Origin of the sequence: Alishewanella sp. WH16-1 (genome assembly GCF_001441695.1) — a bacterium.
In the GTDB taxonomy this organism is placed as follows: domain Bacteria; phylum Pseudomonadota; class Gammaproteobacteria; order Enterobacterales; family Alteromonadaceae; genus Alishewanella; species Alishewanella agri.
This window is the reverse complement of record NZ_LCWL01000052.1, coordinates 1-24,119: the sequence shown is the minus strand read 5'-3', so window position 1 is coordinate 24,119 and position 24,119 is coordinate 1. Positions and strand designations below refer to the sequence as shown.

16 protein-coding genes and 1 tRNA gene are annotated in these 24,119 nt (G+C 47.7%); 14 read left to right on the top strand and 3 right to left on the bottom strand.

The window, feature by feature from the left end:
- The first annotated feature begins 1 nt into the window (after position 1).
- From AAY72_RS05395 to AAY72_RS05385, 3 genes are all read left to right on the top strand, one after another.
- Positions 2-820 (top strand): carbon-nitrogen hydrolase family protein, encoded by an 819-nt coding sequence (locus AAY72_RS05395; protein WP_231728901.1) that lies wholly within the window; start codon positions 2-4, stop codon positions 818-820.
- Positions 817-2,256, top strand: coding sequence for a metalloprotease TldD (tldD, locus tag AAY72_RS05390; protein WP_057785880.1), 1,440 nt, complete (start codon positions 817-819; stop codon positions 2,254-2,256). Before AAY72_RS05395 ends, tldD begins: the two co-directional genes overlap by 4 nt.
- A gap of 69 nt (positions 2,257-2,325) precedes the next feature.
- Positions 2,326-3,321 (top strand): branched-chain amino acid aminotransferase, encoded by a 996-nt coding sequence (locus AAY72_RS05385; RefSeq protein ID WP_057785878.1) that lies wholly within the window; start codon positions 2,326-2,328, stop codon positions 3,319-3,321.
- A 77-nt stretch (positions 3,322-3,398) separates the two neighbouring features.
- Here the strand turns inward: AAY72_RS05385 and yjgA are convergent, their stop codons facing one another.
- A complete protein-coding gene (yjgA, locus tag AAY72_RS05380; RefSeq protein ID WP_057785877.1) occupies positions 3,399-3,935 on the bottom strand; it encodes a ribosome biogenesis factor YjgA in 537 nt (178 codons plus the stop codon).
- A gap of 118 nt (positions 3,936-4,053) precedes the next feature.
- Between yjgA and pmbA the strand changes: the two genes are divergently transcribed.
- Positions 4,054-5,394: a metalloprotease PmbA gene (gene pmbA / locus AAY72_RS05375; protein ID WP_057785875.1), complete on the top strand. Its 1,341-nt coding sequence runs from the start codon at positions 4,054-4,056 to the stop codon at positions 5,392-5,394.
- Positions 5,395-5,479: 85 nt separating this feature from the next.
- On the opposite strand, the gene AAY72_RS05370 is transcribed toward pmbA, so the two are convergent.
- Together AAY72_RS05370 and AAY72_RS05365 are read right to left on the bottom strand one after the other, a co-directional pair.
- Positions 5,480-7,648: a M3 family metallopeptidase gene (locus AAY72_RS05370; protein ID WP_057785874.1), complete on the bottom strand. Its 2,169-nt coding sequence runs from the start codon at positions 7,646-7,648 to the stop codon at positions 5,480-5,482.
- Positions 7,649-7,823: 175 nt separating this feature from the next.
- Positions 7,824-9,725 carry an ATP-binding protein gene (locus AAY72_RS05365; protein ID WP_057785873.1) on the bottom strand — a complete coding sequence of 634 codons (1,902 nt, stop codon included), beginning with the start codon at positions 9,723-9,725 and terminating at the stop codon, positions 7,824-7,826.
- 150 nt (positions 9,726-9,875) lie between these two features.
- Between AAY72_RS05365 and AAY72_RS05360 the strand changes: the two genes are divergently transcribed.
- From AAY72_RS05360 to AAY72_RS16885, 10 genes are all read left to right on the top strand, one after another.
- Positions 9,876-9,952 (top strand) — tRNA-Arg (locus tag AAY72_RS05360).
- Positions 9,953-10,287: 335 nt separating this feature from the next.
- Positions 10,288-11,745 (top strand): sigma-54-dependent Fis family transcriptional regulator, encoded by a 1,458-nt coding sequence (locus AAY72_RS05355; RefSeq protein ID WP_082628943.1) that lies wholly within the window; start codon positions 10,288-10,290, stop codon positions 11,743-11,745.
- Between the two features lie 69 nt (positions 11,746-11,814).
- Positions 11,815-15,237, top strand: coding sequence for a DEAD/DEAH box helicase family protein (locus AAY72_RS05350; RefSeq protein WP_082628942.1), 3,423 nt, complete (start codon positions 11,815-11,817; stop codon positions 15,235-15,237).
- 84 nt (positions 15,238-15,321) lie between these two features.
- Entirely contained in the window at positions 15,322-16,911 is a 1,590-nt protein-coding gene (locus tag AAY72_RS05345) for a class I SAM-dependent DNA methyltransferase (RefSeq protein WP_057785870.1), read from the top strand.
- Positions 16,908-18,104 (top strand): restriction endonuclease subunit S, encoded by a 1,197-nt coding sequence (locus AAY72_RS05340; RefSeq protein WP_156411283.1) that lies wholly within the window; start codon positions 16,908-16,910, stop codon positions 18,102-18,104. Before AAY72_RS05345 ends, AAY72_RS05340 begins: the two co-directional genes overlap by 4 nt.
- Positions 18,105-18,113: 9 nt before the next feature.
- Positions 18,114-20,411, top strand: a complete 2,298-nt coding sequence (locus AAY72_RS05335; RefSeq protein ID WP_082628941.1) for an AAA family ATPase — start codon at positions 18,114-18,116, stop codon at positions 20,409-20,411.
- Between the two features lie 4 nt (positions 20,412-20,415).
- Entirely contained in the window at positions 20,416-21,117 is a 702-nt protein-coding gene (locus AAY72_RS05330; protein WP_057785868.1) for a hypothetical protein, read from the top strand.
- A gap of 9 nt (positions 21,118-21,126) precedes the next feature.
- Positions 21,127-22,785, top strand: coding sequence for an AAA family ATPase (locus AAY72_RS05325; protein ID WP_057785867.1), 1,659 nt, complete (start codon positions 21,127-21,129; stop codon positions 22,783-22,785).
- Between the two features lie 2 nt (positions 22,786-22,787).
- Positions 22,788-23,675 carry a hypothetical protein gene (locus AAY72_RS05320; RefSeq protein WP_057785866.1) on the top strand — a complete coding sequence of 296 codons (888 nt, stop codon included), beginning with the start codon at positions 22,788-22,790 and terminating at the stop codon, positions 23,673-23,675.
- Positions 23,676-23,854: 179 nt separating this feature from the next.
- Positions 23,855-24,119 (top strand): hypothetical protein (locus AAY72_RS16885; RefSeq protein WP_057785865.1); only part of this gene is annotated, 265 nt, incomplete at its 3' end.

The following is a 24,119-nucleotide window of genomic DNA, read 5'->3' as shown; positions in this document are numbered from 1 at the left end:
ATTGTCCGCATTACAATTAACCAGTCAGCCTGAGCCTGAGCGTAACTTCGCTCAGGTAGCAAAGTTGTTGGCCACCTTACCCAAGGCCGCGCAGCATCTGGTGGTATTGCCTGAATGCTTTGCGGTGTTTGGCGGTGGTGAAACTTTACAACGGCAATATCAGGCGCCGCTGGGAGCAGGGCAACTACAACAAAAAACCGCAGCATTGGCAAAGACGTATCAGGTCTACCTACTGGCGGGAAGTATGCCTACGGCCAGCCCTGATCCACAGCGCTTTTACGCCAGCAGCGTTTTATTTGGCCCGGATGGCCGTATTTTGGCTGATTACCAGAAGTTACACTTATTTGATGTGGCAGTCGCCGATAGCACCGGCAGCTATAGTGAATCCGTTAGCACTATGCCGGGCAATAAAGTGACATTAAGCCAGCAGGGCAGTCTGAAACTCGGTATGACGATATGTTATGATGTGCGCTTTCCGGGACTGGCTCAGCAACTGGCAATGTTAGGCATGAATGTACTGGCGGTGCCCGCGGCTTTTACCCGGCCTACCGGCGCTGCACACTGGCATACGTTGTTACGGGCCAGAGCGATTGAAAACCAGTGCTTTGTCGTCGCTCCCGCGCAAACCGGTATTCATGCTAATGGCCGGGAAACCTATGGTCATAGCCTGATTATCAACCCCTGGGGCGAAGTGCTGGCCGATGCTGGCACTGAGGTGGGCGCGATCAGTATCGAAGTTGACCTGGCAGAATGTCCGCAACTGGCCAGCAAAATGCCGGTAAAACTTCATAACCGTTTTAAAAGTGAGCTGAAACCATGAATGTCGTAGAACAAAATCTGATTAATGCTTCTGAGCTAAGCGCCCGCGATCTCGAGCAGACGCTGGGCTTTTTGTTTGCGCATCAGCTCGATTATGCCGACCTTTACTTCCAATCCAGTGTGCATGAGTCCTGGGTGTTGGAAGATGGCCTGGTAAAAGACGGCTCTTTTAATATTGAACGCGGTGTTGGCGTGCGCGCCATTAGCGGTGAAAAAACCGGTTTTGCCTATGCTGATAGCATCAACCGTGATGCATTAATGCAAGCCGCTGGTGCCGCCCGCGGTATCGCGGCACAGGGTCAACAGGGCAGCGTAAAAGCTTTTAGCAAAAGTGGTAACAGCAATATTTATCTGCCTTGCGAGCCGCTGCAAAGTTTAACGAATACCGAAAAAGTGGCGTTACTACATCAGATTGAAGCCTATATTCGTAGCCTGGATAGCCGGGCCGAACAGGTGATGGTTAGCTTGACCGGTGTGTATGAAGAAGTTTTGGTGGCGGCCAGTGATGGTACCTTTGCTACTGATATCCGGCCATTGGTACGGCTAAACTGTTCGGTATTACTGGTACAGGATGGCCGGCGTGAACGTGGCAGCGCCGGTGGCGGTGCCCGCACTGATTATCATTACTTCAGTGAAGAGACCGATGGTCAGCCACGCTGGCAGCAATATGCCCGTGAAGCGGTGCGGATGGCGCAGGTGAATCTGACCGCTATCGATGCCCCTGCCGGCACCATGCCGGTAGTATTAGGGGCGGGTTGGCCCGGTGTGTTACTGCATGAAGCGGTCGGCCATGGTCTGGAAGGCGATTTTAACCGCAAAGGTTCTTCCACATTCAGTGGTCGGATTGGTCAGCAGGTTGCCTCGAAACACTGTACTATCGTTGACGATGGTACCTTAACGGGTCGCCGTGGCTCGCTGAATATCGACGATGAAGGTACACCAAGCGCATACAACGTGCTAATCGAAAACGGCATCCTCAAAGGTTATATTCAGGATAAACACAATGCGATGCTAATGGGCGTAGCACCGACTGGTAACGGCCGGCGTGAGTCCTTTGCCCATCTGCCGATGCCACGGATGACTAACACCTATATGCTGGGTGGTGACTATGCGCCGGAAGAAATCATCGCCAGCGTGAAAAAAGGCATTTATGCCCCGAATTTTGGCGGTGGCCAGGTGGATATTACCTCCGGCAAATTTGTGTTCTCGGCGTCAGAGGCTTATCTGATTGAAGATGGCAAGATCACCACGCCAATTAAAGGCGCCACCCTAATTGGTAATGGCCCGGACGCGATGCAGCAGGTATCGATGGTGGGTAATGATATGAGACTAGACAGCGGAGTCGGCGTCTGTGGCAAGCAAGGCCAGAGTGTGCCGGTAGGGGTTGGTCAGCCGACGCTGAAGCTGGATGCCATGACCGTTGGCGGTACCCAGTAAATATTAATTATAAGATCAGATCTTTGGCCAGCCCGCCGCTGGCCTGTTACTCTACAGCAGGAAACTATCATGGCAGCATTTGGAACCGTTTTTACCCCCGATATGATGTTGGCAGAATTTGCCAATAACCAGTGGAGCGAACCGGCATTAGTACCGGTTAACAGCATTAGCCTGCATCCCGGCGCCCATGTGCTGCACTATGCCAGCACTTGCTTTGAGGGCTTAAAGGCGTTTCGCCATGCCGACGGCTCGGTGCACATTTTCCGGATGGACCGTAATATCGCCCGCTTACAGCAAAGCAGTGCTTTGTTGGCGCTACCGGCTTTTGATGGTGCGATGCTGCGCCAGATGATCCTGGAGATTGTTAAACGTTATGCTGCCGATGTACCTAATCCTCCTGGCTCGATGTATATCCGGCCAACCCATATCGGTACTGAGCCCTCTATTGGTAAGGCGGCGGCGCCAAGTTTAAATTCAATGCTGTATGTCCTGTTGTCGCCGGTTGGCGATTACTTTGCCGGTGGCGCTAAACCACTGCGGCTGTTACTGGAAGACAATGCGCGCTGCGCGCCGCATATGGGTATGGTAAAAAGTGGCGGTAACTATGCCAGTGCGCTGCAACCTATTATGAAAGCCCGTGCCGCAGTACAGGCCGATCAAGTACTGTTCTGCCCGAATGGTGATGTGCAGGAGACCGGTGCCGCCAACTTCCTGCTCATCGATGGCAACGAAATTATCACTAAGGCGCTGGATGCCAGCTTCCTGCATGGTATTACCCGTGACTCGATTTTAACTCTGGCCCGTGACCGCGGTATGAAGGTATCAGAACGTGAGCTAACCGTGGATGAGTTGCTGGAGCGGGCGGTAAAACCGGGTGCTGAAGCGGCGTTATCGGGCACTGCTGCGGTATTAACACCGGTTGGTACCCTAATTCACAATGGTCAGGAATATGCGGTAGGTGGTGGCCAGCTTGGTAATACTACTGCCAGCTTACGCCAGGCACTGAATGATATTCAGTGGGGTAAGGCGGCAGATCCGCATGGCTGGTTAACCAAAGTGTGTTAACTGCGTAGCGCAAAATCAGTAAATAAATCAGGCCGCATTTCGCGGCCTGATTATTCTGAGCAAGCGATAACGGCTGCTTAATCCTGAATAATAAAAGGTTTAATTAGCTGAAAGAGCTCACGGTAAGATTTCGGTGGCTGCTGCTTTTCCTGCTCTTTCTTGGCATTACGGATCAGCTGGCGCAGTTGCTGTACGTCAACCTCAGGATATTCGGCGATAAATGCGGTTACCGCATCGGCTTCTGCTAACAGGCGATCACGCCAGGTTTCCACTTTGTGGAACTGCCGGGTCGCCGCCTGATTGGTATTACGGATAATCGCCAGCGCCTGTTCGATTGGCTCTAATTCATCTTCACGTTCCCGCATCAGACGGCCAATAAACTGAATATGGCGGCGCAGTGCTTCGCGCTTATTGGCCAGTTTGTCGGCCAGCTCTAAGGCGTCTTTCAGTGCGTCATCCAGCGGGATCTTGGCGCGGGCTGCCGGGCTTAAGGCAATCAGCTCTTCCCCCAAGGCCTGCAAGGCGTGCATCTCTCGTTTGATCTGGCTTTTACTGATGTGATCTGGCTGCTCCAGCCATTTACTGTCACCGTATTTAAATTCTGTATCTGTCATGCTGTGGCTTCTTCATCACTGGTCTGCCTCTAGTATATCACTAAATAGCGGATCGCGGGCAGCGGCCAGAAGCGGACTATGATAAGCTAGGCGCATCACGTTAGAAGGTTCGAATACTATGCAGCAAACCGCTATTCAGCAGGAAATCGCCGAAGTTAAACAAGCTGTCAGCCAGGTGCTGGCGCATGCTAAGCAATTAGGTGCCAGTAGCGCCGAAGCCTCAATGAGCCGTACTCGCGGCTTAAGTGTTGAAACCCGCCATGGCGAGGTGGAAACGGTTGAGTTTAATCAGGACGGTGGTTTAGGGATCAGTTTATATTTCGGCCAGCGTAAAGGCTCGGCCTCGACTGCAGATCTAAGCCCGCAAGCGTTAAAGCGTACTGTGGAGGCGGCTGCAGATATTGCCCGTTATACCTCGGAAGATCCGCATGCCGGTGTCGCCGAAGCCAGCTGGCTGGAGTTTAACCCGCCACAGTTAGATTTATATTACCCGGACAGTATTGGCACCGAAGAGGCGATTGCACTCTGTGCTGCCGCAGAAGAAGCGGCTTTTGCAGAAGATAGCCGCATTACTAATTCTGAAGGCGCGTCGTTTTCAACCCATCAGGGTTTAAAGGTGTATGGCAATAGCCATGGCCAACTCGTCGGTTATCCGAGCTCGCGCCACAGTTTTAGCTGTGTGGTAATCGGCGAAGCCGGTGATGATATGCAGCGCGACTACAGCTACACCTTGGCACGTCGCTATGCCGATTTGCTTGACCCACGGCAAATTGGCCGCGAAGCCGCCCGCGAAACGGTATCCCGGCTACAGCCACGCAAAATTCCAACCCAGAAAGTACCGGTATTATTCCGCGCGGATATTGCCAGCTCCTTATTCGGACATCTGGTGTCGGCAATCAGCGGCGGCAGTATTTATCGCAAGTCGAGCTTCTTACTGGATAAAGTGGGCCAACAAATTATGGCGCCTGGCCTGACGATTCTGGAAAAGCCACATTTGGATCTGGCTTTAGCGTCGAGCCCCTTTGACAGTGAAGGCGTAAAAACCCGTGATTTGACCGTGATTGAGCAGGGCGTGTTAACCACCTATCTGACCACCAGCTACTCGGCGCGTAAATTAGGCATGGCCAGTACCGGTCATGCCGGCGGTATTCATAACTGGTTAGTGCAGCACGGCAATGACGATTTAGCCGCACTATGCCGGCAAATGGGTAAGGGCTTACTGGTAACAGAGTTAATGGGCCAGGGTGTCAATACCGTCACCGGCGACTATTCTCGTGGTGCCAGTGGTTTCTGGGTAGAGCATGGCGAAATTCAGTTCCCGGTTGCCGAAGTCACCATTGCCGGTAATTTAAAAGATATCTTTATGAATATCGTGGCCATTGGTAATGATGTTGATCGGCGTGGCGGGGTACAAACCGGCTCAGTACTGGTCAGTCAGATGCAGGTTGCCGGTGATTAACGGCTAACCCAATAAAAAAAGCCTCATGCGAGGCTTTTTTTATTGCTGTTAAACCGCAGCGCTGTGCTGCGGTTTAATGGCGCAATTAATCAATCTTGGTTTTCAGACCACGACGGATTAACAGCGCATCAGTGGTAGGTTCCTGACCACGGAAGGCTTTGTAAGACTCCATGGTTGGACGTGAGTTACCCACTGACAGAATGTTTTTGCGGTAATGATCACCGTTCTCACGGGTTAAACCACCATTCTTCTGCACATGGGCAAAAGCATCAGCCGCCAGAATTTCACTCCACATATAGGCATAGTAACCGGCAGAGTAACCGCCACCCATAGAGTGAGAGAAGAAATTCGACTTATAGCGCGGTGGTACTGCAGCCAAATCTACACCGTGTTTTTTCAGTGCTGCGGCTTCAAACTGTTGTGGATTTTGCAGCGGTGCGTCAGCACCCAGCGTATGCCATTCCATATCCAATAAGGCAGCAGAGATATACTCTAACGTATCGAAGCCCTGGTTAAAGCTGCGTGAACGCATGACTTTATCCAGCAGATCGGCAGGGATTGGCTCACCGGTTTGGTAATGCTTCGCATAGTTAGCCAGAATCTCCGGATGCTGCGCCCAGTCTTCTTCGAAGGTAGACGGGAACTCAACGAAATCGCGTGATACCGCAGTCATCGCCAGTGACGGATACTTCACGCTGGAGAACATACCGTGTACACCATGGCCCAGCTCGTGGAAGATGGTAGTGGTATGGTCATAGCTGATCAGGGTTGGCTCACCGTCCGGCGCTTTTGGAATGTTCATTACGTTAACCACAACCGGCTTCTGGCCGGTCAGGTGTGATTGACCCACGAACGAGCTCATCCAGGCGCCACCACGTTTGCCTTCACGGGCAAAGTAGTCAGCATAGAACAGCGCAATGCTGGTGCCGTCGGCATCAAACACTTCATACACTTCTACATCCGGGTGATACACCGGTAAATCCGGACGCGGCTCAAAACGCACGCCATAGAAACGGTTCAGGTAATAGAAGGCGCCGTCTTTTAATACGCGGTTAAACTCGAAGTACTTTTTAACTTCGTTTTCGTCCAGGTCATATTTAGCCTGACGTACAAACTCGGCATAGTATTCCCAATCCCACGGCTGAACGTCAAAATCACCGCCTTTTTCGCGGATCATCGCCTGAATCGCTTCTTGCTCTTTCAGGGTGTTTTCAACCACTGCCGGTACCATTGAGCCTAACATGTCAAACACCGCTTTCGGGTTTTGCGCCATGTTGTTTTCCAGCGTATAGGCCGCCCAGTTGTCGTAACCTAACAGCTTGGCGCGCTCAGCACGCAGTTGTGCTAAACGGGAAACGATTTCAGTGTTATTAAACTCACCGGATTGTGCGCGGTTAGCCGAAGCTTCCCAAACCCGCTGCCGTACTTCACGGTTATTCAGCGAAGTTAAAATCGGCTGGCGCGTGGTATTGGTGATGCTCAGCAGATATTTGCCTTCCAGACCGCGCTCTTTCGCGGCATTGGCGGCCGAGGTAATTTGTGCCGGTGATAAGCCGTCCAGCTCTTCAACCGTATCGACAACGACCGCAATATTACGGGTTTCGGCTAACAGGTTTTGCGAGAACTGGTTGGTCAGCTTTGAGTGTTCTTCGTTCAGCGCACGAATGGCGGTTTTCTGCTCGTCATTCAGCTTGGCGCCTGAGCGGACAAAACGCTCGTAGTACACTTCGACTAAACGCAGCGATTCTGCATCCAGACCCAGATCATTGCGGGCATTGTAAACACTTTCAACCCGAGCAAATAAAGTTGGGTTCAGGTTGATATTGTCAGAGTGTGCAGCCATTTTCGGCGCCAGTTCACTTTGAATTTGGCGGCGTTGTTCGTTGCTGTCGGTACCGGTCAGGTTGTAGAACACCCGGGATACGCGAGTTAACAGCTCACCACTTTTCTCCATTGCCACAAAAGTATTTTCAAAGGTGGCTGGCTCTGGGTTGTTGGCAATGGCTTCAATTTCCGCCATATGCTGTTTCATACCTTCTTCAAACGCCGGTAAGAAATGGTCATCTTTAATTTCAGCAAAATTTGGCGCTTCAAATGGCAGAGTGCTTTTCTTGAAGAATGGATTAGTCACTGTCACTTCCGCAGTCGCTGCTGGTGCAGCCTGATTAGCTTGTTGGGTTGGGGCGGTATTGTCAGAGCAGGCGCTGAGTGACAGCACTGCACCAACGGCCGTAGCGAGTAGAGTTTTACGCATTTCACATCTCCGTGGATAGGTCGGCTGGTTTTTGTTTTAGTCGGGCCGCGTGGCGGCGGGTTACAAAGCCACAGTATGCACAAAAAACAGCAGTAACACTGGCCTTTGCAACCAAGTGCCAACAAATTAAGACAAAAGCCAGCGTAGTGCAAACTTTTGGCGCGAAATTCGCTTTTTAGATACTGGCGGCGGGGAGTTTTATATAAAAACAGCTGCCGTTTGGCAGACGTTGATAGCCAATCTCACCCTGCATTTTCTCTGTTAGCTCTTTACTGATTGCCAGACCTAAACCGGTACCACCCTGAGCGCGGCTACTTTGGTTGTCGGCCTGCGCAAAACGTTGAAACAGCATTGGCTCAAAAGCGGCAGGTACGCCTTTGCCTTCATCAATAACCTGTAGCAGCACCTGTTGCGGTAAACGCTGTAATCTTATAGTGACAGTACTATTCTTGTCGGAGAACTTCAGCGCGTTCGATAGTAAATTACTGCACACCTGGCGTAAGCGTACCTCGTCGGCAATAACCAGATAGGGCGGGGTAGTCTCGGCCTCCAGAGTAATAGCCCGCTGTTGGCTGGTACTCAGCTGCAGAATAAGCGGCTGAACAACTACTAATAAATCCACTACCTCACGCTTAAATGCCATTTTGCCACTGCTTAACTTTTCAAAATCCAGCAGATCATTTACTAACTGATGCAGTTGGCGGCAATTTTGCTGCGCAATGTGCAGCATTTTTAATTGCTGCTCGGTTAAGGGACCTAACACCGAATTCATCGCCAGTCCCAGGGCACCATTAATCGCCGTTAGCGGCGTGCGCAATTCATGGCTGACGGTCGCCACAAAATCATTTTGCAAACGTTCAGTGCGCTTGCGGGCGGTAATATCACGCAACACAAAGAGCTTATAAAGATTCTGTTGCGGCAGCGGGGTATGAAACAGCAGTAATTCAAACGGGTGGCCGTCGGCACGCTGCCCCTGGCACTCATACTCAACCGGACCATCTGTGGTCGTATCGAAATGTTGTTCTATATTTTCGCTGCTACTAAGAAGTGTACGCCAGTGCTGCCCCACTAACGCCGGGGGGGTGTAACCAAAGATCCGGTAACAGGCATGATTCGCCGTTTGAATAATGCCTTGCTGATCAATAGTGATGATACCGTCCAGTACATTATCGTGGATACTACGTAACCGTTGTTCGCTTTCAGTTAAGGCGCTACGGCTCTGCTGCAGGCGATAGACCGTTGCAAGTAACCGGCTGAGCAGGTAAAGAAACAGCAAAACGGTACTGTAAAGGCTAAGTCTGAGTAATAGTAAACGGGAACCGGGAATACCAGCCTCGCGGATCGCCATTTGCCATTCAGCTCCCCGAATAGCCATATTCAGGGTGAGATGGCGCTCTGAGAAAATCTGGTTATCGCCAAAAAAGCTGACGGCGGGTTCACCCAAGGTACTGACTTCCCGTAGTGCGATATCGAGATCCAGCTCGGCGGCTGTGCTGGTCAAAAGTTGCCAGATTTGCTCAATATTAACGACGGTACTTACAATGCCCCAGTAGCTGTCATCTTCCAGAAAGATCGGATAACGATAGATAAAAGCACGCCCACCTTGCACTAGTTCAATCGGGCCGCTGAGCCTGGCCTCACGTCTTGCTATCATCGCTTCAATCGCAGGCCATTGTGCCGGCAGATCCGGATAATAGAGGTTTAGCGCCTGTTCGTTGCCTTGTTCGGGGTAGATGTAACTAATCCGGTTCGCCGGGGCGATACCGATATTGCGGATATGCGGAGACTGCCGGACCAGGCCAGCCAGCAGCATCTTAAGTTCATTGGCTTCCAGCTGCCCATGCTTGGCACTCAGGTAGCTGGCCAGACTGGCAGTTAAGTACAGCGGAATATTTAACTCTTTTTCCAACCGTACCCGAAGCTGGTCACCGGCGGTAAGTTGCTGCTGCAAAGTGGCGTTGCGCAGCCGCTGTTGCTCATTGTGCAGAACTGTTTCTACCCCAATAACCAGCAACAGGCCCAGCAGGATCAGTAGCAGTTGTTGTCGTTTGCCGAGCACAAAATTTGGAAAAGGCATAACCGGAAGATTCTCAGCAAAAAGTAACAACAGCTCAGATTATAAGCATTAACCGCGAGATTAAAAAGCCAGGCTAACTGTTCGCCTAAAAAAGCGACAGAGATACAATAGACTTACGCCGAAAGCCTGTCTATAATGCGCGCTCTGGATGCACCCGTAGCTCAGCTGGATAGAGCGCTGCCCTCCGGAGGCAGAGGTCAGAGGTTCGAATCCTCTCGGGTGCGCCAATCAAATCAACCACTTATGCGAAAGCTAAGTGGTTTTTTTGTGCCCCGTGACAAATCCGTGACGTAATCGTGACAAACGCCATTAATCATCCCCTGAAAATTATGCTTTTTTGACCTCTGCCTTAAAACTGACACAAGTCATCATTTTCAATAAAAGACTTTTTTCTGACTCAATGAACATGCCTTTAAAATCAGCTGACAGCCTAAAACTCATCCAACTCAAGCAGTGTAAAAAAGTTTATTTCAGGTAATATCAATTACAGTGGTTTACCCGAGATGAGACTCTTTTCTTGAAGACATTGTTAACCTGGCTTGGTACTAAAGACATCGACAATATGGATCTGGATACGCACGCGGCTATTTCAGCTATTGCGGCGAAGTCTGATTTTCAGTTCGATAAAATCGTGATCTTATCGAATCACCGTGAAGAGGTGTGGGGGCGTTTCGAGCAGTTTATTAAAAAGAAGCTGGCTCATGCTCGTCGGCAAGAAGCAGATGTTGTGGTAAAGCGGGCGCATATTGACAGCCCGATAGACTACCACTCAATTGCCAAAGAAACCGAGAAGTGGATTGGAAAACTATCTGAAGAAGCGGAAACGCTTGTTGTTAACCTAACTTCCGGCACACCAGCTATGACAACCTTGTCTGTGCTAATTGGCAAGGGCAAACCCAATGTTCGCTTTATGCAGGTTACACCTAAGAATGAACCGCTAAACGTTGATATACCGTTAGACTTCAGCCTGGAGTATACAAAATCCGCAGCACGGCATATCGCCTCAAAAGCCACTTCTGCACCCAAGCTTGATGCGGCATTTTCTGCAATAACCTGCGTCTCAGATAACATGCAAGCGGTTGTTAGCAGAGCAAAGCGGTTAGCCGCCTCTGAAGTTCCGGCCCTTATTTTAGGTGAAACAGGTACCGGTAAGGAGGAGATGGCCAAAGCCATTCATAAAGCTAGCTTCAGAGCCAGCAAACCCCTTAAAACCGTTAACTGTGGCGCACTTGCACCAACATTGGTTGAATCCATTTTATTTGGTCATAGAAAAGGTGCCTTTACCGGCGCCAACCAGGATTATCCCGGGTTATTTGAACAAGCTGATGGCGGTACTTTATTTCTCGACGAGATTGGTGAACTAAGCCCTGATATTCAGGTGAAGCTGCTACGGGCATTGCAGCAAGGAGAAATCACACCACTAGGTGATACTGTAACCAAAACTGTTGATGTAAGAGTGGTTGCCGCAACTCATAAGAATCTGCAACAGATGGTGGCTGATGGCACTTTCAGGGAAGATTTGTTTTATCGCCTCGCTGTTGGCATTATAACGCTGCCGTCTCTAAAACAGAGAATTGCAGATTTGCCGCTTATTGTGCAGCAACTCACGCAGCAAATTAATAACGCAGGTGTAAAACAACCTGGCTATATAAGTAAAAAAATTTCCGAAGAAGGAATTAATTTTATTTCTAAACAACCCTGGCCAGGTAACATCCGTGAGCTTTGGAGTACACTTAATCGCGCTTTCCTGTGGTCAGATAAAGTCGAAATTGGAGCCGCAGAGTTGGCAGATGTGATGTTGTCAGTAGCAAAAGCCTCAGTAGATGAGGATATTACACTGGCATATCATGATAAAGTCGATTTATATCAAATAACTGATAATATTCAAAAAAAATATGTCGAGGCGGCATTGAAAGCCAGCAGCAATGTGAAAAAGCATGCTACCCAAATGCTTGGATTAAAAGACCATCAAACGCTTACCAACTGGATGAACCGGTTAGGAATAAAAATAGAAAAATAAAGCCAGATTAGTACTGGCACCGAATTTGCGATACAGGGATATTAGGAATTAATTGGAATGAAGCACGCAATGAGTTTTAAACATCTTGAAGCGCTACCCGAGCTATACCAGCTAGCGGCCTTTGCCCAGGATTACGCCTGTAGCGACCCGCAAAGTGCGCTGGTAAAAATGCGCTGCCTGATGGAAAAAATTGTCGGTGTGATTTACGCCAAACTACAACTGCCGGTGTATCCCAACGCCAGCATTGTCGACAAACTTAATGCTGACAGCTTTACCTCTGTTGTCCCCAGCAAAATTATCGACAAACTACATGCTATTCGTAAAAGCGGTAACCGCGCGGCGCACGAGGGTAAAGTCAGCCAGCAAGAAGCTGTGTGGATACTACATGAGTGTTATTTTGTTAGTGGCTACTTCTATGTAGCGTATTGCGGTGGTGATGCGAAACACCTGCCGGAATTTGTCGCGCCTGATTGCACTAAACTGGCAAAGCAAACCGATGCGCGGTTCGCTCGTGAGAACAAGCAGCTACAAGCCAAACTGGCCGAGCACGAAGCTCGGTTAAAGCAGGCGCTAAATGAGCTTAAAGCCGCTGAAACGGCACAGCTTAAAGCGCAGCAAGAAGCGGCTAGCCTGAAAAAAGCCATAGATGAAGGCGCAGTCGCCAAAGCCAAAGCGGGCTTTGACAGCATGTCGGGCATCAATTTCAACGAGGCACAAACCCGTGCCCGTATTATTGATATGGATTTACGCGCGGCGGGCTGGAATGTGTCATTAGATGACAGTTCAACCGAGCAAGTGCGCAAAGAGTTTGAAGTCGACGGCCAGCCAACCGCGACAGGTAAAGGCTACGCCGATTATGTGCTGTTTGATGATGACGAACTGCCGCTGGCGGTTATTGAAGCCAAGCGCACGCGGGAGTCGGTAGAAAAGGGCCGCCAACAAGCCATTTTATATGCCAATGCGCTTGAAAAGGACTATGGCCGCCGTCCGGTAATCTTTTACACCAACGGCTACGATATCCGCCTGCTGGACGATGCCCAGGGCTACAACAGCCGCAAGGTATATGGCTATTACAGTAAAGACAGCCTGCAATACTTAATTAAGCAGCGCAGCTTAAAGAAAAACCTCAATCAAACCCCGATCGACACCAAGGTGGCAGGGCGTGTTTATCAGATTGAAAGCATCAGCCGGGTGTGTGAGCGCTTTAGCGACAAACACCGTAAAGCCCTGGTCGTGCAAGCCACCGGCACCGGTAAAACCCGGGTGTCGATAGCGCTGGCCAAACGCCTGCTCGATGCCGGTTGGGCCAAGCGTGTGCTGTTTCTGTGTGATCGTAAAGAGCTGCGTAAGCAAGCTGCCAATGCCTTTAACGAACACACCAAAGAGCCGCTGTACGTGGTGGGTAAAAGTAAAAAAGACGCTGCTGCCAGTGCACGGGTATTTATTGCCACTTACCCTGGCATGATGAGTATTTTTCAGCAATACGATGTCGGTTATTTTGACCTGATTGTGGCCGATGAATCGCATCGCTCTATCTACAACATTTACGGCGATATTTTTAAGTACTTTGATGCCTTAGAAGTAGGCTTAACCGCCACCCCGGTTGAAATGGTATCGCGCTCTACCTGCGAGCTGTTTGGTTGTGACTATAAACTGCCTACCGCCAATTACCCGCTGGAGCAGGCGATAGAAGACCGTAACCTGGTGCCGTATAAAATTGTTAGCTTTACCACTAAGTTTTTGCGTGACGGTATTAAAAAAGACAACCTGAGCGATGAACAAATTGCCCAGCTGGAAGAGCAGGGTATCGATCCGAACGAGCTGGACTTTGACGCCGCGCAAATAGACGAAGCGGTGAAAAACAAAGATACCAACCGGGTAATACTGCGTAACTTAATGGAAAAAGGCCTGCGTGATATTGACGGCCAGCTGCCGGGCAAGTCGATTGTGTTCGCCCGCAACATTAAGCATGCCGAGTTGTTGGCTACGTTATTTAGTGAAATGTACCCACAGTTACATCCGGATTTTTGCCGGGTTATTCACTCTAAGTACGAACGTGCCGAAGAGCTGATAGACCAGTTTAAAGCGACCGATGAAAAGTCGGTACGTATTGCTATTTCGGTCGATATGCTCGATACCGGTATCGATGTGCCCGAAGTGGTTAACCTGGTATTCGCCAAACCAATAAAATCCAAAGTAAAGTTTTGGCAGATGATTGGTCGCGGCACCCGGCTTTGCCCTAATTTGTATGGCCCGGGTAAAGATAAAACGCACTTTTTAATTTTCGACCACTGGGAAAACTTCGAGTACTTTGACCTCGACCCCGAGCCGGAAGACGTAAAACAAAGCAAATCGCTGATGCAAAAGCTGTTTGAAGCGCGGTTAACGCTGGCTGAAACCGTGCTTAAGAAGGCAGATCTGGCAACCTTTGATGCAGTGATTAAGCTTATTCACGCCGACATTGCCGCGCTCGATATGAACACCATTGCGGTGCGCGATAACTGGCAAGACGTTGAAACCTGTAAAGACGAAAAGCGCTTAAACGAGTTTGCCCCTGTAACCAAAAACCTTCTCTGGCAAAGCATTGCGCCTTTAATGCAGTGGCGCAACATTATGGGCCAAAGCGAGGCTTACCGCTTTGATACCGAAATGGCCAACCTGCAAACGCTGCTGTTTACCGATGCCAGCCAAATTGATATCGCCCGCCAGGCGCTGCTGGGTAAAATTACCAGCCTGCAAATGCATTTAAACGAAGTGCGCGCTAAAGCCAGCGCCATTGCAGCCATTCAGCAAGACAGCTACTGGCAACACCTTAGCTTTGCCACGTTGGAGCAAAGCCGTAAAGTACTGCGCGGCATTATTCACCTGCGCGACAAAGCTATTGTGACGCCGACACCAGAGCTGGTGTTGGATGTAAAAGAAGACACTGCCGGGTACAAGGTAACCGAGCGCGCGGCTAATATCGTGTCGGTGGATTACCAAATTTACCGCCAGGAAGTAGAAAAAACCTTAGCGCCGCTGTTTGATACCGATGCCGTGCTGCAAAAAATACGCGCTGGTGAGCAGGTAAGCGAAGCCGATTTAGCCAGGCTGAATGCCTTAGTGCATACGCAAAACCCGAATGTCGATTTAAATACGCTAAAAGAGTTTTTCCCCGAGTCGACCGTAAGCTTAGATAAAATACTGCGCACCATAGTGGGTATGGATAAAGAGGCGATAGAGCGTGCCTTTACCGACTTTGTGCAACAAACCCACACCCATATGAACGCCAAACAGCAGCGTTTTATCGGCATGCTGAAAAACCATTTAATTCGCTACGGTGCAATTGCCATTGAACAGCTGTACGATGCGCCCTTTACCAGCATTCACGACATGGGGCTAGATGGGGTATTCAGCCAGCAACAGGCCGATGTGATCCAGCGGTTTATTCGTCAGTTCGACGTGCCGCTGGGCAGTAAAACACCGCGTATTGAAAAAACACTCAGCCTTTAGCACTAAACACTAAGCGCTCAACATTCAACACTAAAGATTCAACACTAAAAATTCAAAACTGAATAAAGTGGTACAGGAAACAAGATGATTACAGGCCAGCTAAAAAGCAAAATAGACAAACTGTGGGAAGAGTTCTGGACCGGCGGCATTACCAACCCGCTGACGGTTATCGAACAGATTACCTTTTTAATGTATGCCCGCTTGCTGGATATGAACGAGCAAAAAGATGAAAAGCTCGCTTCGCGCAGCGGCAAAGCGTTTCACCGCCGCTTTAACGACAATCAGCAGCACCTGCGCTGGCAGCATTTTCGCCACCTAGGCGCAGATAAACTCTACAAGCTGGTAAAAGATGAGCTGTTTCCGTTTTTCGCTGAAAGCTCGGCCCAGTCGGTAAAAGACGGCAATGAAGGCTCGCTGTTTGCTGAGTTTATGAAAGACGCCCAGCTGATGATCCAAAAGCAGTCGCTGCTGGTGAAAGCCGTTGAAATGGTAAACGACTTACCGCTGGAAAACAGCGACACCAAGGGCGATTTATACGAGTACCTGTTAAGCAAGTTAACCACTGCCGGTATTAACGGCCAGTTCCGTACGCCGCGGCATATTATCCGCGCCATGGTTGAAATGCTCGACCCGGGCATTAACAGCCGCATTTGTGACCCCTCCACCGGCACTGGCGGCTTTTTAGTCAGCAGCTACGAATACCTGCTGGAAAAATACACCTCGAAAGACGGCGTAGAGCAAGAGTTGTTATTCGACGAGCAGGGCAAGCCGCTGCTGGATGCCAATGGCAGGCAGCAGGTAAATACGCTGTACTCGGGTGATTTAATCACGCCAGAGCAGCGCGCCCATATTGATAGCGATATGTTCCATGGCTTTGACTTTGACGCTACCATGCTGCGTGTTGCGGCGATGAATCTGGTAATGCACGGCATTAAACAGCCGGATATTCATTACCAGGACACGCTAAGCCAAAGCTTTAAAGAGCGCTTCCCGCGCGAGGCCAAAGCCGGTTTTGACATTATTCTCGCCAACCCGCCGTTTAAAGGCAGCCTGGACGAAGAAGACGTCTGCCCGGATATTTTACGCAAAGTTAAAACCAAAAAAACCGAGCTGTTATTCGTTGCGCTTATTGAAAACATGCTGAAAATTGGCGGTCAAAGCGCCACCATCGTACCCGACGGCGTGTTGTTTGGCTCATCCAACGCCCACCAGCAGCTGCGCCAGTTGCTGGTAGAGCAAAACCAGTTAGAAGCGGTTATTTCCCTGCCAAGCGGCGTATTTAAGCCTTATGCCGGGGTATCTACCGCCATTTTAATTTTCACCAAAGGCGGCAGTACCGACCACGTCTGGTTTTACGATGTACAAGCCGACGGTTTTAGCCTTGATGATAAGCGCACGCCAATCAAAGACAACGACTTGCCAGCGTTAGTGGCCGGGTATAAAGCGCGTGATAAGGCCATTGCCGACACCGAGCAAAACGATCGCACGCAAAAAGCCTTTTGGGTAAGCAAAGCGGAGATTGCCGCTAATAAGTACGACTTATCGATTAACCGCTACAAGCAAGTGGTGTATGCCGAGCAGCAGTATGAAGACCCGAAAGTGATCCTGAATAAGCTGGTCGCGCTGGAAAACGACATTCTTGCCGATTTAAAAGCACTGGAGGCCATGCTGTGAGTTGGCCGATGGTGAAGTTGGGTGAACTCGTCTCTGTAAAGGGAGGTAAAAGATTACCATTAGGTGCGGGCTATTCAGATATTGAAACACCTTATCCATATATTCGTGTTACTGATTTTGAAAACCACTCAGTAAACACATCAAACGTATTGTTCATAAGCGAGGATGTACAGCAAAAAATTGCTCGTTACACGATCTCCTCAGAAGACGTTTATATTTCAATCGCAGGTTCAATAGGGATTGTAGGTATTGTTCCTGAAGAATTGAATGGAGCTAATTTAACTGAAAATGCTGCTAAATTAGTAATAACTGACAAATCTACGCTTGATAAGAATTATTTAATGCGTTTTTTGGCCACAGCTGGACAATCTCAACTTCAGGGGCAAGCTAAAACTACAAGTCAGCCTAAGTTAGCCTTGTTTCGAATCGAAGAGGTTGAAATCCCGCTGCCACCACTAGCCGAGCAAAAACGGATTGCCGCCATTCTGGATAAAGCCGACGCCATCCGCCGAAAACGCCAGCAAGCCATCCAACTCGCCGACGACTTCCTCCGCGCCGTCTTCCTAGAAATGTTCGGCGACCCAGTCACCAACCCAAAAGGCTGGGAGGTTAAACCTCTTGGTAGCTTTTGTACGTTACAAGGCGGTTATGCCTTTAAAAGTGATGAATTTAGTGACGAAGGTATACCTGTGTTGAAAATAACTAATGTGCATTTTGAAGATGCTATCTGGGATGACATCAGCTATCTTCCGGAAGAAAAATTAACTGAAAAATCAAATTTTGCTCTTGAATGTGGTGATCTAGTGATGGCTATGACTCGCCCGGTAATTCAATCGCTTAATTCAGTCAAAGTTATCGAAATAAAAGAGTCTGACATTCCATCTTTACTTAACCAGCGAGTCGGCAGATTTAAAGGCTATACAAATGTTCTGAATAAAAACTTCCTTAAGTACTTTTTATATTCAGATTATTTCAAGACTGAAGTCGAAAAATTATGCTCCGTTGCTCTTCAACCAAATGTAAGCTCCAAGCAAATTGAGTCAATAAAATGCTGCGTTCCTGATTTACATGTACAAGAAGAGTTTTCAAGAACTGTTGAAATAGTTAGCCGGATGCTTTCAAAACATTACTCTTTTTCAAAAAATAACATGCTTGAGGCGTTAAGCCAAAAAGCTTTCTCAGGCCAACTCTAAGGAAAGAGTATGATCCACGAAATCAGAATTAATCCGCCCGTTGCAACATATAGGGAAGCTGCGGTTCTTGATGATCTTCGCCGGATCAATTTTATTTTCGGCTCTAACGGCGTTGGTAAAACAACGATTAGCCGTATTCTTGAGCAGGCTTCAGGCCATCAGCATTGTCAGTTAGACTGGCAACACCAAAATCCTTTGCAGGTCATGGTTTACAATCGGGATTTTGTGCAGAGAAACTTTGAACAAAGCCCGAATCTTGCTGGTGTTTTTACCCTTGGAGAGAACCAAGTTCAAGCAGAGCAAGAGATTGCAAGGCTGCAAAAAGAAGTTGTTAAACATACAGATGAAGTTAATAGGCTGAATGTTAATCTTGCAGGCGTTGATGGGCAGTCTGGAAAAAAGGCCGAACTTTTACTGCTGGAAGCACAGCTAAAAGAAAGCTGCTGGCAGCAGAAGCAGCGATACGACGATTACTTTCAGGTTGCATTTACTGGTTTTCGTGCCAGTGCTGAGAAGTTTAAAGAAAAGGTGTTATCAGAGCATCAATCAAATACTGCAGACCTTTTCACTTTTGATGTATTGAATGAAAAAGCAAAAACAGTATTCGATGATGCTGTACAAGCGGTTGCGTTGCTCAATAGCCTGGATATTCAGGCTTTCAACGATTTACATGACACACCGGTACTAAATAAATCTGTTGTTGGTAATGAAGACGTTGATATCGCTGGATTGATTAAGCATCTTGGAAATAGCGATTGGGTGAAGCAAGGTATGCATTACCACGCGACAGATCCCTCAATATGTCCATTCTGCCAACAAACGACACCTGAATCTTTTGCCCTGAGTCTACAAGAGTTTTTTAGCGATACTTACGCCAATGATCTGCAACAAATAACTACGGTACATCAGAGCTACCAACAACTTGCCCAGCAGATATTGCAGAGTGCTGAAGTTAACCTAAATATCCAAAACCATTTTCTTGACAAGGCACTTTACGCTGCGCATTTCCAGACTCTGAGTGAGTTGCTGCAGTCTAATATCTCTTTACTGTCAAAAAAAATGGCAGAGCCAAGCCATAAAATTGAATTACACCCGGTTGAAGAGTGCCTTGCTGAGTTGCAAAGTCTCATCACGACAGCCAATACATTGTCCCTCGAGCACAACCAAATTGTTGCGAATAGAACAGCAGAAAAGTCACTGTTGACTCAGCAAATATGGAGGTTTGTAGTCAATGAGTTATCGACGACACTGTCGCAGTATACCAAAGGAACGGTCAGGCTAACGAAGGCAATTAGTGGCATGGAAGCGAGCATTGCTGCCAAAAATGCACAACTCGCTAACTTCAGCGCCGATTTACACCAATGGCAGAGGCAAGCTACTTCGACGCTGCCAACTGTTACGGCGATTAATAAATTACTGATTAGTTTCGGATTTTTATCCTTTTCTATTTCATCTTCAGAGGATCAACGGCACTATCAAATCGTCAGAGTAAATGGTGTAGATGCCAGCCGCTCCCTCAGTGAGGGAGAGAAAACGTTTATTACATTTTTGTATTTTTATCATTTAATCCAAGGCTCTACTCACACGGATGGAGTCAGCGCTCCAAGGATTGTTGTGTTTGATGACCCAATATCTTCTTTAGACAGCGATATTTTGTATATCGTCAGCAGCCTTATCAAAGGGATTATTGCAGATTGCCGTTCAGATCGAGCGCAGATTAAGCAGCTATTTCTTTTGACGCATAATGTCTATTTTCATAAAGAAATTACCTACAATCCCAGCCGCCGTCCCGCAAATGCTGTGTTGAGTGACGAATCTTTTTGGTTAGTCAAAAAATCACAAACTTCATCAGTGGAGCGGTGTGCTGAAAATCCAATTCGTTCTGCATATGAGCTACTTTGGGACGATGTCAAAAAGAACAATATCTCCAGCGTCAGCTTGCAAAACACGCTTCGACGGATCCTTGAAAACTACTTCACGATGTGGGGCGGTATGAAGAAAGACGAGATTTGTGAGCTTTTTGATGGCAGGGAGAAGCTTATATGTCAGTCACTATTTTCATGGGTGAATGATGGCTCTCACTCAATTCATGATGATTTGTACATAAATCAAGGGGCGCAGACCAATACTGCTTACCTTCAAGTTTTCAAGAATATTTTCGTCAGGGCGGGTCAGGTCGGGCATTACAATATGATGGTTGGTAACACCGATACTTCAGCGGAGCAAGCCACGTTAGGTGTAGCGGAAAGCATGCCTGCTGCTGTCGTCGCCGACTCAGCTATGCCTCTGTCGGTGAAAGTGAGCTAATTGCATGACAACGACTATCAACGATAAATACTTACATGCACTAAGCCTTACCAGCGATTGGCTCACTGTCTCGGAGTGGGCTTGCAAGGTTGCCGATGTATACCCAGACTTGCTTGTGGCTGCTGACGCACAAGCTGCGAAGCAGAAGAACGATACCACCGGCCTGAGAGAAATTGCCGCCAGGCTAAGCTCTCGTATTTCCAGTGGTGGCTTCGGCAGCCAGATTGAAGTTGATGCCAGCGAGCGGCCAAAAAAGGTGCGCTTTTTAACGCCTACCGAGCAGCAGCAACATGAAGCCGAAGAGGTCGAAGAAGACTTAGCACCACTTCGCCGTATCGACATAATAAAGCGTGATAGCGAACAACTAGGCGTGGCCGAGCAATACCGCATTGACGAGTTTGAAGCCATCAGTCGCCAGCTTAAAGTCTATTTTGGGTTGGATTTCGAGGTAGACCACGCAGCCGCGTTATTAAATGCCAAAACCCCCGGCAAACACCACCCTGATAATTTGCAGCTATTACTAAAAGCGCATAATGGTAAAAAGCACGCCAACAACTGGCCTCGATTTAGCTTTGCCGAGCAAAAACAATACATCGAAGCCGCCATAACCTTGCAAACTCTGGTTGCCAGCAGGATGAGCGTTGAAGTAGAAACCAAAGTACAAGCATCACTGCTAAGCAGGTTAGAAGCGGTTTATGGCAGTTAAGGACAAACCATGAGAATTACAAAGTTATCGCTTACCAATTTTAAATCTTTTAAACAGGAACAAACGATTGAGTTTGCTCCTGTCACCTTATTGTTTGGGCCAAATAGCGTAGGCAAAAGTTCGGTTATTTTGTCACTGTTTTATTTACAGCAAATTATTGAGCGTGGGCAAGCGAACCCAACACGAATAGAAGCTTTAAAGGCAAAGCATTTGGGTGGCTTTTTGTCACTAGTCCACGGAAAAGATCTATCTAAAGACATTGTCATAAAAGTTGAACTGAATAAATCTGGCTATATCGGTAAATCCTATTTGTCAGAAGCCTCAGAACTCACAGAGGCTATCATCGACGATAATTCGATTTCTCTTGATCAGCAAGCATTTTTAATGCCCTCTGTGGTGGAAAATAGTGAAAGCGTAGTTTTAGAGTTCACTATTTCATGGTCTGAGAGTTTAAACAGCGCAAAGATAAAAACTTATCGAGTTTGGAGTGATGGTGATTTTTTAGGGGAGTTATCCTCAGATCTAAATCAGGCGGGTACGTCAATCTCTCGCTTGAATTATCAGCACGCCGTTTTGCGGCCTAAGAACCAAACTGAATGGCTAAACTATGTGGCGAATACCGATTTTCCTCTGTCAGAAGAGGCTCTTGAGCCTGACTTTAATAAAAGTCACTTCGTAATTGAAAAACATGGCTGCAACTCATTGTTTCAGTTTTTCATAGAAGAAAAATCAGACACAGTGGTTAGACCAAAAAGCTTTGCAGATTTAGATAAATCCCAGCAGGAGGATTACCATCCGCTGGATGACTATTCAATCATGCCAATCTCAATAGCTAGTAGAAAGATCGGCCTGCCCGAGCTTAATCAACTTATGGATATTGCCGGTATCTATAAACCATACACAGGACTGACAGCAGACTATTTGAACTATGCGCAGATGCAATCAGTGTTCACAGAGATATTTGTCGCACCGTTGGATAATTTGTTAAGCATTCTTAAGTCGAGCGCAAACATTGGTCCTCTTCGGACTGTTCCTGATCCTAATTTTCTTACCAAAACCGATACAGAGCAAAAAGACTGGTATGACGGAAGGGCTGCGTGGGATCTGCTTGCTTCAGATAGAAGCGGATTAAGTGTGAAAGTATCTGATTGGTTACGCCTTATGGGGACTGGCTGTCGGGTAACTCATCCCAGTGAGAAGATCGTTGGGAATGCAATTGCACAAGCGCCATTTCTTTATGACGAAAATTCCAACTTACATGTCTGGCCTTCTGAGCTTGGTGTGGGTATATCACAAGTGATCCCGCTTGTTGTTGCAGCTAATACAGTTAAAAAAGGCATTGTAGCGATTGAGCAACCAGAGGTGCATATTCATCCTCGTATTCAAACTGAACTTGGTGATTTATTAACGCAAAATAGCTCACAAGTTAGCTTTTTAGTGGAGACTCACAGCGAGCATTTAATTTTGCGTCTTTTGAGACGTATTAGAGAGACGACCTATGACGAGAATCCTCAAGAGAAAAAGCTGAAACGGTCTGATGTTTCTGTTGTTTATTTAAATCCTTCGGAAGAAGGTGTGAAAGTTATTCATTATGAAGTGACTCCTGAGGGGGATTTCACAAAAGATTGGCCTCAAGGCTTTTTCGAAGAAAGGTATGAGGAACAGTAGGAATGCTAAGAGAGTATGCTGTAGACCCCGCTGAAATTTTTAGGGATATAGGATCGCTTCAACGTTTTTTAGATGATTTTCATGCTGCTCGCGGAAGAGTAATAGCCGCTATTCCCAGAGATTGGTTTTCTGCTCAACTGACTGAGTTGGCTCGTTTAAGTTTACAACCGATTGAGCGAAGAACCGTAAAAGACCTGCTTAAAAAAATTGAGGATGTTTCGGTAATTTCTGGTTACACAATACCACGAGATATTGAACCTTGGCTGGACAAAGCACTTCATGTTAAAACACAAACGGAACTTAATGGAATCATGTCGTCACTCTATTGTGACGAACGTAAGATTTATAACTATAGCAATTTGCTAATTAACAAACCTGATGATTGGAACTTAGAACAATCAATATCGGTAGAAAGAACTGCTCAAAGACTTTCAGAGACAATTGAGACAGGGCTAAGATTAGCGACAACTGTATTTTATATCGATCCTTACTTTTCAGCTGCAGACAATAGATTCGTTGCTCCATTGTTGGCGTTTATCCAAAAAATGATGCTGGGACGGTGCAGATCTCTGACTATACATACTACGAACCGAGATGGAGCAACAAGAACAGTTCACTCGGGGAACTTGTACCAATTTCTCAAACCTTTGTTGCCTAGTGGATTCACCGTTAAGCTTTTTATTTGGCAACAGCAGCAAATGCACGATCGCTTTATTTTGACCAAAAATGTTGGTTATTCGTTTGGCCATGGCTTAGATGAAGCTGAGTATACCCAGGCACTGCGAGTGAATGTTGCGCGACTGGGCGAATCAGCCAGGGCTGAGCACTTCCGTTACTTTTCGATTAAAGATGACATCAACGATAATGTTATTAGTGTGACTGGAGAATAACTACTCGAACTACATAGAGACTATTGGCGATATCGAGCGGATATATAACACTATTGACCACACAGTCCTGCCTACATAACGAATATTTGAGTTAAATATGCAATTCCAGTTTTCCGCTACCAATGCCCTAATCAAGTGGCTTAGAACCGACTTACCGCGCCTGCCTGCTGCGCCAGGCTATGATTATAACTGCTTATCCTAATTCTACTAACGAAAAACAACCATACTGCATAGCGGATAACTTCAGAAATACCGATGAGGTAAATGATTTTATCGAGGTAGCCAGCAGGTATTATGGGATGTCTGTGTATTCAGAATTCGCTGATAAACACCAGATTGATCATGGAAGATGTTTAACACTCAGACTTAAAAACGGCGAGATAGTGAGGTTCCTATTTGATCAGGGAATGGGCTATTGGTCAATGGCTAATAACATCATTCCGA

Excerpts from the sequence above, each read along its gene's own strand:
- tldD (WP_057785880.1), top strand. The coding sequence starts at position 817 with ATGAATGTCGTAGAACAAAATCTGATTAATGCTTCTGAGCTAAGCGCC.
- AAY72_RS05385 (WP_057785878.1), top strand. The coding sequence starts at position 2,326 with ATGGCAGCATTTGGAACCGTTTTTACCCCCGATATGATGTTGGCAGAA.
- yjgA (WP_057785877.1), bottom strand. The coding sequence starts at position 3,935 with ATGACAGATACAGAATTTAAATACGGTGACAGTAAATGGCTGGAGCAG.
- pmbA (WP_057785875.1), top strand. The coding sequence starts at position 4,054 with ATGCAGCAAACCGCTATTCAGCAGGAAATCGCCGAAGTTAAACAAGCT.
- AAY72_RS05370 (WP_057785874.1), bottom strand. The coding sequence starts at position 7,648 with ATGCGTAAAACTCTACTCGCTACGGCCGTTGGTGCAGTGCTGTCACTC.
- AAY72_RS05365 (WP_057785873.1), bottom strand. The coding sequence starts at position 9,725 with ATGCCTTTTCCAAATTTTGTGCTCGGCAAACGACAACAACTGCTACTG.
- AAY72_RS05355 (WP_082628943.1), top strand. The coding sequence starts at position 10,288 with ATGGATCTGGATACGCACGCGGCTATTTCAGCTATTGCGGCGAAGTCT.
- AAY72_RS05350 (WP_082628942.1), top strand. The coding sequence starts at position 11,815 with ATGAGTTTTAAACATCTTGAAGCGCTACCCGAGCTATACCAGCTAGCG.
- AAY72_RS05345 (WP_057785870.1), top strand. The coding sequence starts at position 15,322 with ATGATTACAGGCCAGCTAAAAAGCAAAATAGACAAACTGTGGGAAGAG.
- AAY72_RS05335 (WP_082628941.1), top strand. The coding sequence starts at position 18,114 with ATGATCCACGAAATCAGAATTAATCCGCCCGTTGCAACATATAGGGAA.
- AAY72_RS05330 (WP_057785868.1), top strand. The coding sequence starts at position 20,416 with ATGACAACGACTATCAACGATAAATACTTACATGCACTAAGCCTTACC.
- AAY72_RS05325 (WP_057785867.1), top strand. The coding sequence starts at position 21,127 with ATGAGAATTACAAAGTTATCGCTTACCAATTTTAAATCTTTTAAACAG.
- AAY72_RS05320 (WP_057785866.1), top strand. The coding sequence starts at position 22,788 with ATGCTAAGAGAGTATGCTGTAGACCCCGCTGAAATTTTTAGGGATATA.